Raw genomic sequence first — 11237 nt, forward strand, 5'->3', positions numbered from 1 at the left:
TTTTACATTAACGTAAGGTGTAAGCTGTACCGGGAATTTCTACGATTCGCTGCATCATTAGTAAATTTATCAGAACTGCGTGCAAATGTCCAAAAGTAAATTGGCTTTGCTGCAAGAGCTGATCGATGGTCAGCGGGCCTGAAACCAATAATTCGCAGATCAGGCTTTCGTCAGCGGACAGCTTCTGGCCTACCGTATGCGTGTCATTACTGTATGCCGAATTCTGTAAGTCTATGCGATGGCCGTACTCCTCCAGCACGTCCGCTGACGATGCAATCAGCTTTGCACCGTCCTTAATCAGCTTTAAGGTGCCCTGGCTTTTGGGAGAATTGATCGGCCCCGGCACGGCGAATACGTCACGGGAATATCCCAAGGCCAGATCAGCCGTAATCAGCGATCCGCTGCGGACTGCTGCCTCCACCACCAGAACCCCGCTACTCAGACCTGCAATGACCCGATTGCGGAGCGGGAATAATCCGGCGTGCGGCTTCGTCCCCAGCGGATATTCGGTCAGCAGAAGTCCTTCCCGCGCTATGCGCTGGAATAACCCTTTATTCTCTGCGGGGTATACCGTATCCAGACCGCAGCCCAAAACCGCGACCGTCCCTCCTTTGCCGTGCAACGCCCCTTCGTGAGCTATACTGTCAATCCCTCGGGCCAAGCCGCTGACGATGCAGACGCCTGCCCGAGAGAGGTCGTAGGACAGCCGCTCTGCCGAAGTGCGTCCGTACACGGTCGGCGTCCGGGTTCCGACAACGCCAATGCATAACCGGCCCAGTAAATCGAGATTGCCACGGACGTAAAGCACCCACGGAGGATCGGCGGTTTCCCGCAGCATCTCCGGGTAATCTTCGTCCCATATCGTCAGCCAGCGGATCCCCGCCTGCTCGTAGCGCTCCAAGGCTTGTCCGAGCTGCCCATCGTTCAGGCTGTGGCGCAAGGCGCTGAGTGCGCGTGAACGCCCGGGGGTAAATCCAAGCTCCATCCAATCCGACGCTTCCATCGAGCCGAGATCCTCGAGCGAGGAAAGACGCGTTACAATCTGGTGAATGGTCTTCCAACCTATACCCTGAAGCTGGTGCAAAGCAAACAAGTATTGTCGGTTGTTCATATAGTATAGCTCACTCCTTATAATAGAAACAAATTTTTGCAATTTGAAACAAAAAACAGCCTCCCGGCTTTCGCATAAGCGAAAACAGAGAGGCTGCTTGCCTGTCCCCATTATTTTTTAGTGATGCACTTGTCGAGCAGGCCTTTTTCTTCGAGCACGCTCACAAGCGTGGAACCCATTTCGGAAGGCGTAGGAGCTACCTTGATGCCGCAACGCTCGAGCGTTGCAACCTTCTCAGCTGCAGTTCCCTTACCGCCGGAGATGATCGCGCCGGCATGGCCCATCCGTTTGCCGGGAGGCGCCGTTTGGCCACCGATGAAGCCGACAACTGGCTTCTTCATGTTAGCCGCGATCCACTCCGCTGCTTCTTCCTCGGCGGAGCCGCCGATTTCACCGATCATGATGACCGCATAAGTGTCCGGGTCTTCGTTGAACAGGTGAAGAATATCGATGAACTCGGAGCCCTTGACCGGGTCGCCGCCGATACCTACAGCAGACGATTGGCCGATGCCGCGGGTCGAAAGCTGGTGAACCGCCTCGTAAGTGAGCGTTCCGCTACGGGAAACGACGCCTACATGACCTTTCGTATGAATGTAGCCCGGCATGATGCCGATTTTGCACTCATCCGGAGTGATAACGCCCGGACAGTTAGGTCCGATCAGGCGGGTTTTCTTGCCTTCCATGTAACGGCTAACTTTCACCATGTCAAGAACAGGAATGCCCTCGGTGATGCAGATAACCAGATCCAGCTCGGCATCTACCGCTTCCATGATCGCATCCGCTGCGAAAGCTGGCGGTACATAGATAACGGATGCCGTAGCATCAGTCGCTTTTTTCGCTTCCACTACCGTATTGAATACAGGTACGGATACGATCGAGCCGTTTTCCAGGGTGATGTCAACATTCGTTCCGCCCTTGCCCGGCGTTACGCCGCCAACCATTTGCGTGCCGTACTCCAGACCGCCTTTGGTATGGAACATACCTACGGAACCGGTAATCCCTTGCGTGATAACCTTTGTATTTTTATCTACCAAAATAGACATGTTACGGTTCACATCCCCTGATCATTTTAGAAATTGCTGCTTATGCAAAGTAAAGCCGCTTGGTTTCGAATTACTTCACGAGTGCGACGATTTTTTGAGCGCCGTCAGCCATCGAGTCAGCAGCTACGATATTCAGACCGGACTCGTTCAAAATTTTCTTGCCGAGCTCTACGTTCGTGCCTTCCAGACGGACGACCAACGGACGGTCCAATCCAAGCTCACGAGCTGCCGCTACAACGCCGTCGGCAATAACGTCACACTTCATGATGCCGCCGAAGATGTTAACGAAAATTCCTTTGACGTTCTCGTCAGACAGAATGATTTTGAACGCTTCGGTAACTTTCTCCTTGGTAGCACCGCCCCCTACATCGAGGAAGTTAGCCGGGTCGCCGCCGTAGTACTTGATGATATCCATCGTAGCCATAGCCAGACCTGCACCGTTAACCATACATCCGATGTTGCCGTCGAGAGCGATGTAGCTCAGGTCGTATTTGGAAGCTTGGATTTCCTTCTCGTCTTCTTCCTCCAGATCGCGAAGCGCCACGATGTCCTTATGACGGAACAATGCGTTCGAATCGAAGTTCAGCTTAGCATCCAGAGCCATGACGTTGCCGTCGCCAGTTACAACCAGAGGGTTGATTTCTGCCGTCGAGCAATCTTTTTCAACAAAAGCTGTGTACAGTGCTGTCATGAACTTGACCGCTTTGTTCACGAGCTCGCCCGGAATATTGATTGCATAAGCCAGCTTGCGTGCTTGGAAAGCCTGCAGGCCGATAGCCGGATCTACGATTTCTTTGAAAATTTTCTCAGGCGAGTGGTGAGCGACTTCCTCGATTTCCGTACCGCCTTCTTCCGATGCCATCATAACGACGCGGCCCGTTCCACGGTCCAGCACGACGCCGATGTAGTATTCTTTCTTAATATCGCAGCCTTGCTCGATCAGCAGGCGCTTGACTTCTTTTCCTTCAGGACCCGTTTGGTGGGTGACGAGCACCTTACCGAGAATTTGCTCCGCATATGTACGCACTTCGTCGAGGTTTTTGGCAACCTTGACGCCGCCTGCTTTACCGCGGCCGCCGGCATGAATTTGCGCCTTGACGACGACGACAGATGTACCCAGGGATTTCGCCGCTTCCACCGCTTCGTCCACCGTGAATGCCACTTTACCCTCAGGTACGGCAACCCCGTACTGTTTCAGCACTTCTTTGCCTTGATATTCATGGATATTCATTTAGCAAAATCCTCCTATCGGTATTGACTTGCTCTATGGAATCGACTCGCTTTCGCTTCCGAAAGGAGTTGACCGCTGCCTTACGCGCTTGCCAACCTATAGCATGTCCGTTATGGCAAACCTTAATTATTGTAACACTTTTTATCGCGGGTTTCCTTATATTTTGTGTGAATATGGCGATACATATTTTTTATTGATGACTAAAATATATGTTTTCGCAGGGCAAGGCTCACGGGGTGCAACGCAAAAAACTCCGCGCAGGCCGGTAAGTCCGGCTCCGCAGTCGGAGGTTCTTGCATAGCTAGGCTGGGTTCTCAACCGTCTTGATAAGGTCACGGCACTCTGTTCTAGTAAATCGGCGTAACGGGGCTGTCTTGTCTGGGCTGATGTTCTGCCTGCTTGATGAACCGCATTTCATTGCCGGTGTACTGGCACACCAGGCATTGGATGGTCGGTTCTTCAGCTTGAATCTGCTCGGGCTCGGCAACCTGCTGCACCGTTCCAGTCAGCGCATCCTTCAGAATCCGCTGGGAATAGCTCTGAATGATACTAAACTTAATCCGGTTGGAACGGCAATTCGGACAAAAATATGGTTTTTCTGTTTCCTGCATTCCTCATCACCTCTAGCCTCATTGTCGCCAGATTAGCCGGAATATAATCACGGCCGGGCTACCTGCCGCCCACTCTCTAATAGCCCTGCTACCGGCCTTGCCAAGCACGAGTCCCGCGTATACAATAAAGGCATATCAATTAGGGCGGATGAGGAAGCACCTTGAGCCATGAATTTTTCATGGGGAAGGTGTTTTTTGATGTTATACGGTAAAGCCATCAGCGCTTGTCTGCATGGAGTAGAGGGAAGACTGATCGAGGTGGAGGTTGATCTGAGCAACGGGCTCCCCCAGGTCAACATCGTGGGACTGCCCGACAATGCGGTGAAGGAATCCATCGAGCGGGTGCGGGCAGCTATCAAGAACTGCGGGTTTACGTTCCCTCTGCAGAGAATCACCGTCAATCTGGCTCCTGCAGATATCCGCAAGGAAGGGTCTGCCTTCGACCTCGCGATAGCGCTCGGGATTCTGGCCACCAGCGGGCAGTTGGAGCCCGGTACGCTGGATGGGACGCTTGTGATCGGGGAGCTGTCGCTGGACGGTTCGATCCGGCCCGTGCCCGGCGTACTCTCGATGATCGAAGCGGCGGTCAAAGGGGGCCTTACCCGGGTCATCGTGCCCGCAGACAACGCGGAGGAAGCTGGCTGGATCAGCGGATACACCGTGCAAGCAGCCCACCATCTGTCGGAATGGAGCCGAATCGCGAGAACTGACGTTCCGGTGTCAATCCATCGGCCTCCACTGCTCGCGACCCTGGGAGTGACCGTCGAGCCTGCAGCCGAATATGCCGAGGATTATGCCGACGTCCGGGGGCAGCATCATGTGAAGCGGGCCCTGATGATCTGCGCCTCCGGGATGCACAATCTGATGCTGATCGGTCCGCCCGGGACGGGCAAAACGATGCTGGCCAAGCGGCTCCCGACCATTCTGCCGCCGATGGACGAGCAGGAATCGTTGGAGGTTACCAAGATTTACAGCGTCTCCGGCAAATTCGCCGACCGCCGAAGGCTAATGCGGGAGCGACCCTTTCGGATGCCTCACCACACGATATCCTCTGAAAAGGTAATATAACGGGTCGAGATACTTAGTTTTTCGCAATTATACTCATAAAAAGGAAAGAACCCCCTGATCCGAGGCTCTTTCCTTTTATTTCCGATTGATACTTTCTAGTTTTTCTTTAACCGGGAACCGCCGCTCCATTTCTGCTTGCGACCAAGGGTATGTAAGTTTTTATATGCGAAACCTGAACGATTACTACGGCAGCAAGAGGATTGACTTTCGTGAGCAAAGCACTCGGTTTGCTATCATCAAGGCTTCTCTACTGTTGACCAACGTCGAGAGTATCCTACTCCGTCATGATGTCCGTAATACTTTTTGCTGAATTGGTCCATGGCTGCTCTAAATTGACCAAGAATAAGAACAGCATCGCTGTTTTGCGGCAGTGATTCGTCATCCAGTAAATCTAAGTATTCAGTGCTTGGGTCAGCACTTAAAACTTCCTTAATATCATCCAATAACCGGTTTATCACTTTTACCTTTAATGGATTTAAGACACCATCCTGCTTCTTCTTTGAAAATTCCCGCATCTCATCTAGTGCAGAATTTATCATCGGATACAGCATATCAAATTTAGCTACAACTGCATCAGTTGGTAAGCTTGTATTTTTTGCCTTAGCCAATCCAATCACCTTCCCCTAACAAACTACCATGTTATTTTCTTTGGAGGAGCTGTTCTAATATCAGTTCTGGTTCCGTTTTTTGCCCAAACCCACCCACTCCCGTAAATCATGATGTTATCTGCTCTAAGCTTCTCTAAGCAGTTAAGGTATTGAGACAAAATCAAAACAACATCACTATTGGTTGGCAGACTGTCACTATCAAATTGTTCAAAATCGGAAAACGGTTTGTACGTCCCCGATAACAATTTATTTGCTCCTAATAGTATTGGGTTAATGATGTTCAATTTGAATTTATTGATGGCATCGTCAGGTTTTTTCTTGGAAAGTGTGCCGATTTCATCAAATAATCCTTGCAGTTGAGCTTGTACTTTCTCAAAAGAGCTAACATCAATGCTCATGTTTAACCTCCCGTAAATTGCTTAAGATGGACAGCTTCGTCTGAATTCCAAGTATTTCTTTTTGATAACCTCTAACGGATGCCGTTGTTTACTTTCATACACGGAAACCATCAATTTTAGATCCTCATCTGTCAATGCAATTATGCATTTTCGTTGACCTGACCAGAGATCAATCGTATTTTTGAAGATTGGCTTTGGTAGAGGGTTTCTTGTTATTAAAATGCCAAAGCTGCCGAACGAGTCCGTTAGATAACGATTGAGTTGATTAACATGATCTCTTTCCACCTTAGCGACATTCTTTAATTCCATTACTATTTGCCTGCTTTTATAATCATCATAAATATCTTTCAAAAAATCGTAAGAACGATTATTATAAAAAATTAGATCTCGAATCAAAGCACCAGAATCTGTTCTGCTTTGTGCTTGAGCAAAATCCAAATGAGGGTACAGCGCAGACGCCATAAGCTGACAAACATGGTCTTCATATTTTTTATCCGCATTATCAGTTTTACCGGATGGTAATTTTATAATTTCATTTAATTTTCTTTTGGCTGATGTAATCGGTATTGATTTAAACAGAGGATCATTTTTGCAATCTTCAGATGTTTTTTCTTTCATCCTGATAAAGTTTTGAACCACATCATAGTTTTTTCGGTTATATTCCAAAATTTCAACTCTAGAAGGTACATTGTTTTTGTCTTGCCAAACCTCTTTTACGAAGTAACCATCAAAGTAATCTTCATAGTTAATCCACGGAATATAGCGAAGCCATCGCTTTGGAACAAGCAATACCGGCTTTTTAGTTTCCGGATTGATAGGTAGATATGCATCCTCTTCAACAAGCTGATTTTTTTTATGATCGTACAAATCGTGTATTCTTGCCTTCTCCATCGGTATTTTATGCTTGTCGCACTGTTGGATTGTGAAATCGACCAAAAACGACTTCAAAAAGTTGCAGGAAATATCGCTCACCCGATCCTTTGAAATCTGATCAACATAAAGCTGAATTTCTTCAAAATGAGTGAATCCACCTTCTGTGATCTGAGGAACAGACTGGAAGAGCGATAAAATCGAAGTTGCTGTTTTCTCCCCGATTCTCATCCCGTTTTTATTCGCCGAAGTGCCTAATCCAACTTCAGTACATTCCGACGCTCGAATCAAAATCTCAGCCGCTTCTTTTTCTTTATTCTTTTTAATCAGATGTCCTAAATGATTAAATGAATTCGAAATGATGGCATGTAAAGCATTGTCTTGCATGGACGGTGATTTCCATAATAAAAATGGGTCCAAATATAATGGAATATCTTCATCAAGAAATGGGATTGCGAAATCCACTTCTTCTTGTGTAAATGGCAGGTCATGAAAATCGTTAAGTCTCGGTCTAATCAACATATCGGTTCACCCTATAATAATATCGTTATTTCTCATAGGAAAATAGTACCATATCCTGTACATTGTCACAACAACCATTACGTTGTAGAAAAGCTTAAGATTTGTACTTAACACCCTTCAATGCCCAAGATCAAAATTCGACATCAAAAAAGAAAGCACATTTACTTTCAAAAGGCACTCAACGATGATTATTTACGATCAGACGAAACAACAAACCGCTACGAAGCGTCGTCCAAGCAATGTAGTCGGTAACCAGTTGTTTGTAGTTGAGTATCGAGTTACGGTTGCTTATCATTCTCAAATATGCTGTATCATCGAAAGTAGTGGACACACGTTAGAATAGTTTGAATATTCCCTTGCTTGAAGTATAATAAAGGTAAGAATATTTAATTTTGGAACTACTTTGTGTGTTTCTTTTGTATTACTATTCTTTATCGGGGGTGACATGAATGCCTGAAAAAAGGGAAACTGGTTATTTGAATGATTTAAAGGAAGTCGTTGCTACAAGAACTTTACAAAGCGGGGATTACCCGATCATCCTCTCTTTGGAAAAGGATGGCGAATTTCATCCTGTGATTGTCGGATCTGAAAAGATGCATTTGAAGCCCCACTTTAAAAAAGTTCAACCACTTCGTTGGGGCGCAAGAACTTTAATAAACAACAATGATAATGATGATAATCTGCCCCTTTTTGTAAAAAGAGTTCCTGTAGAAAGAGCTGCTGCACTTTCTGAACAGGCTTCTAGATCTAATGTACATTTAGAATTAGAAGCTATTCAAAAATATATCACAGAAGAGTCTCTGAGAATTGATAAAAATTACAAGGGTGAAACCCAGGAGTATCTCAGAAATATGCTTGCTCACAGTGTTGGTCATATGGTAATGAATCTGGATTATGAGGAACTTAGTTTAAAAACGCTAAATCGTCTTTTTGGACAGTTTGGTATGACCTTTGAAGAAGTGAAGGAAGCAATAAGGAGAGATATCGATTGCAACGATCGCCAAGATTGGTAGTGATTTTTGGTCCTCCCGCAACAGGGAAATCATTTACTCTTAAAAATGAGCTCAAAAAATATAAAGGTTCACAGGTTATAAGCATAGATAAGGATATTTTGAATCACTACTTTTTTTTCCCAACATTAGAAAAAAAACCACCTCCTTCTCCAACGGATATTCTATGGAAAACGACTAGTCATTTAGTAACCCTTTTGACTGAATATGAAGGTGCTCTTAAAAAGAAAGGAACACAAGAGGAAAAAGATCTCGTCGTATTCTTGCAGGGCGTAACCTCTGGTGGTGTAGAATCGGACATAAAGGTCTTATTGGAAGCTGGTTATTCTATGGAATTTGTGTTACTTGCCGTGGAAGACCCAGCTATCTTACATAAAAGGATAGTTGCTCGGTCTCAAGGTAATAAGCCAATTGGAGCTCCCGCAATGACGCTCCCAGAATTAAAGGGGATTTCTTTATCTTGCCATTCCTTCTTCAATCAAATAATCCAAACCTTACGTGAGACTGGTTCAAAAACTTATTCTGGTGATTTTTATGATACATTACGCCAATATAGTGCATTTATTAGCTACAGGGTAGAACTAACCCGTTTTAAATCGACTGGGATTGATATTGCAACTTTAAACGATTCTGACTTCGAGAGAACACTTACACGTGAACTTTACACGAACGCAGAAATATCACTAGATAATAATTCAGTGATTTTAACTAAAAATAAAGATGCTGATATTCAGATCGTACTTGCTACTGGATAAGTCGAAGCTGCTAATATGTTCTTTTGGAAGGGTAGAGATTATTATCTCTACCCTTTATGTTACCGCCTCCCCTGAAACAGTAACATCTCGGGTGGCGGTTTTCGTTTACTCCACCTTTTATATTACAGTTTTAGACGAAAACGTAGTCAAAGAACTAATGTTTACCAATAATCTTGAAGTTTGACCCACCAAATGAATTACCTGATGCCTTAATTTGCTTACTATAGGCAAGAATTTACTCACATATGTCACATCATTTATGGGAAAATTATAAAAACTTCCATAAAAGGTGGGTGGTCGCATGTTTAACAAAAATCGAGACATATCGATGGAACATTACAAAGAAATGATCGACAAAGACAAGAAACAGTCTAAAGAAATCCGACGTCTTTATTCTCAACTTGCACAAGCAAATAAACAAATAGAAAAACGTGATCAAATCATTTATGATCAAAGTGTTATGATGGAACAAGAAAAAAATCGATCTGAGGTTTTAGAAAAATCAACAACAGCGGCGCAAAGTAATAGCGCAAGCACATTAAGACTAACAAGTCATGCCTTAAATATCGTGAATCCAAACTAGCTTCGATTAAAAATACAACCACTTCAAGAGAAGTGGTTGTATTTTTAATCCTTCGCTATTTTCGTAAACCTCGCTTTCGGCAAGCTGCGCCGGATGCTTTTTAGGGCTTTTGAAGAGTTTTTTCGGCGTGTAGTCCTCAAATACGGAATCGGTCAAAATTCATTTTTCAGTCGTGGTCGATGTCCTCCCGCGCCAGTAGAATCCCCTCCGCGTTCAGTTTCGTGATCTACGCCTCCAAGATCGTCTCCGCTACGTCCATCGGATTCCCCTGGAACATTTCCTCTGTTATCATCGGTTCTTTGTCCTCGTCCATCATCAACTGGTTCATCAGTTTTTGCGGGGATAACCGCTGCTGCATCCGGACGAGTATCCCGATCAATTCGTCCCTGCTCACCCACTGGAACATCAGACCCGATTCACTGATTCCCCACCCCATCAGAGCGACCAGGTGCAGGCTCGCGTCCGAAATCGCGTCCTACTTCCTCAGTTTTTGGAGCGTCGCCAGCATTTGAAACGATACTTGGTTGAGACGTTCGATTTCCGCTAACTTCTGCCTGCGGTCTGTCATTTGCGATTCCTCCCAAAAGGCAATGGCTTTATTGTTCGAAGAGGATATAATCAAAGAATTACAAAAGGATTTAATGCAATGATCGCATTAAATCCTTGGAGGCATGATAAATGGAAGATAGGATTTTGAATCATCCGTTTTATAAAAATAAAACTACAATTAATTCGAGAGAAGCTTTTTATGGTAAGCGATTTGATGAGATTGCTTACATAGAATATTACTTAGTTGACGATAAAGGCGGTGAATTGTATCTATATATCGCAACCGAAAATGGTCATGATATACAATGGTCATATTACTTTGCTCACGGACCTTTTTTTATAAAAAGCATAGCTTGTCCCTATTCAAACGGTCCTGAGTGGATGATTGAGCTAATTAAATCAATTGAATAATGTTCTGGGGGTACGACCTTGAGTCGAAGTAAACCAAATAATATAATCATCTGATGAAATAGCTTGATTATGGAATATACTTCCTTGTGGCGTAACAAGGATGTTTCTCTGCACTTTTTTTTGATTTAAATTTTCTGCATGATCAAAATAGGTTACAAAGTATACTTTTTCTGAAAAGTTACTTGCTTGATCAAAACGATCCGTATCATATTCGGTAACAGTTTCTACTGCATATATGAAACTAATGTTCTTTTGAAAATTCCTTACAACTAATCGTTCGTTAACATTACCGAAAATGAACCCTTGATTGGCAAGTAAGAGGTAGGTATCGTTAAACTTATTTATATCTTCGTTTCTTTGATCAACCCGCTTGAAAAAATGTTCATCAATTAATATCAAATAATCTTTTCCGTTTAAATTATGGACCTTGTAATAGTCTTGGTCTCCCATTGCGATTTCTCTTCCTT

The 11237-nt window shown here is 44.9% G+C and carries 13 protein-coding genes and 1 pseudogene; 5 read left to right on the top strand and 9 right to left on the bottom strand.

Annotated features, from left to right (window positions below; translation table 11 throughout):
* Nucleotides 1-7: 7 nt before the first annotated feature.
* From dprA to WMW72_RS20290, 4 genes are all read right to left on the bottom strand, one after another.
* Entirely contained in the window at nt 8-1111 is a 1104-nt protein-coding gene (dprA, locus tag WMW72_RS20275; protein WP_341417366.1) for a DNA-processing protein DprA, read from the bottom strand.
* A 110-nt stretch (nt 1112-1221) separates the two neighbouring features.
* The gene (gene sucD, locus WMW72_RS20280; RefSeq protein ID WP_341417367.1) at nt 1222-2154 is read right to left on the bottom strand and encodes a succinate--CoA ligase subunit alpha; all 933 of its coding nucleotides are present in this window, start codon (nt 2152-2154) and stop codon (nt 1222-1224) included.
* Between the two features lie 70 nt (nt 2155-2224).
* Nucleotides 2225-3385: an ADP-forming succinate--CoA ligase subunit beta gene (gene sucC, locus WMW72_RS20285; RefSeq protein ID WP_341417368.1), complete on the bottom strand. Its 1161-nt coding sequence runs from the start codon at nt 3383-3385 to the stop codon at nt 2225-2227.
* Nucleotides 3386-3732: 347 nt separating this feature from the next.
* Nucleotides 3733-3996: a hypothetical protein gene (locus WMW72_RS20290; protein ID WP_341417369.1), complete on the bottom strand. Its 264-nt coding sequence runs from the start codon at nt 3994-3996 to the stop codon at nt 3733-3735.
* Between the two features lie 198 nt (nt 3997-4194).
* Between WMW72_RS20290 and WMW72_RS20295 the strand changes: the two are divergent.
* Nucleotides 4195-5061: pseudogene (locus WMW72_RS20295) on the top strand (YifB family Mg chelatase-like AAA ATPase); the annotation flags it as partial.
* A 239-nt stretch (nt 5062-5300) separates the two neighbouring features.
* On the opposite strand, the gene WMW72_RS20300 reads toward WMW72_RS20295, so the two are convergent.
* Genes WMW72_RS20300 through WMW72_RS20310 form a run of 3 tightly spaced genes read right to left on the bottom strand, consistent with a single transcriptional unit; the run spans nt 5301 to nt 7462 of the window.
* The gene (locus tag WMW72_RS20300) at nt 5301-5672 is read right to left on the bottom strand and encodes a hypothetical protein (protein WP_341417371.1); all 372 of its coding nucleotides are present in this window, start codon (nt 5670-5672) and stop codon (nt 5301-5303) included.
* 23 nt (nt 5673-5695) lie between these two features.
* Nucleotides 5696-6070, bottom strand: coding sequence for a hypothetical protein (locus WMW72_RS20305; protein WP_341417372.1), 375 nt, complete (start codon nt 6068-6070; stop codon nt 5696-5698).
* A gap of 21 nt (nt 6071-6091) precedes the next feature.
* The gene (locus tag WMW72_RS20310; protein ID WP_341417373.1) at nt 6092-7462 is read right to left on the bottom strand and encodes a hypothetical protein; all 1371 of its coding nucleotides are present in this window, start codon (nt 7460-7462) and stop codon (nt 6092-6094) included.
* Between the two features lie 449 nt (nt 7463-7911).
* Between WMW72_RS20310 and WMW72_RS20315 the strand changes: the two genes are divergently transcribed.
* The 3 genes from WMW72_RS20315 (at nt 7912) to WMW72_RS20325 (ending at nt 9810) form a co-directional block, all read left to right on the top strand.
* Nucleotides 7912-8475: a hypothetical protein gene (locus WMW72_RS20315; RefSeq protein WP_341417374.1), complete on the top strand. Its 564-nt coding sequence runs from the start codon at nt 7912-7914 to the stop codon at nt 8473-8475.
* The gene (locus tag WMW72_RS20320; protein ID WP_341417375.1) at nt 8451-9227 is read left to right on the top strand and encodes a hypothetical protein; all 777 of its coding nucleotides are present in this window, start codon (nt 8451-8453) and stop codon (nt 9225-9227) included. Before WMW72_RS20315 ends, WMW72_RS20320 begins: the two co-directional genes overlap by 25 nt.
* 301 nt (nt 9228-9528) lie before the next feature.
* Nucleotides 9529-9810: a hypothetical protein gene (locus WMW72_RS20325; RefSeq protein WP_341417376.1), complete on the top strand. Its 282-nt coding sequence runs from the start codon at nt 9529-9531 to the stop codon at nt 9808-9810.
* Between the two features lie 226 nt (nt 9811-10036).
* On the opposite strand, the gene WMW72_RS20330 is transcribed toward WMW72_RS20325, so the two are convergent.
* Nucleotides 10037-10246 carry a hypothetical protein gene (locus WMW72_RS20330; protein WP_341417377.1) on the bottom strand — a complete coding sequence of 70 codons (210 nt, stop codon included), beginning with the start codon at nt 10244-10246 and terminating at the stop codon, nt 10037-10039.
* Between the two features lie 242 nt (nt 10247-10488).
* Between WMW72_RS20330 and WMW72_RS20335 the strand changes: the two genes are divergently transcribed.
* Entirely contained in the window at nt 10489-10770 is a 282-nt protein-coding gene (locus WMW72_RS20335; RefSeq protein WP_341417378.1) for a hypothetical protein, read from the top strand.
* On the opposite strand, the gene WMW72_RS20340 is transcribed toward WMW72_RS20335, so the two are convergent.
* Nucleotides 10759-11220, bottom strand: coding sequence for a hypothetical protein (locus WMW72_RS20340; protein WP_341417379.1), 462 nt, complete (start codon nt 11218-11220; stop codon nt 10759-10761). The genes WMW72_RS20335 and WMW72_RS20340 overlap by 12 nt on opposite strands.
* Nucleotides 11221-11237: the final 17 nt, after the last annotated feature.

The sequence above is a fragment of the Paenibacillus filicis genome (genome assembly GCF_038070315.1).
GTDB lineage: Bacteria > Bacillota > Bacilli > Paenibacillales > NBRC-103111 > Paenibacillus_G > Paenibacillus_G filicis.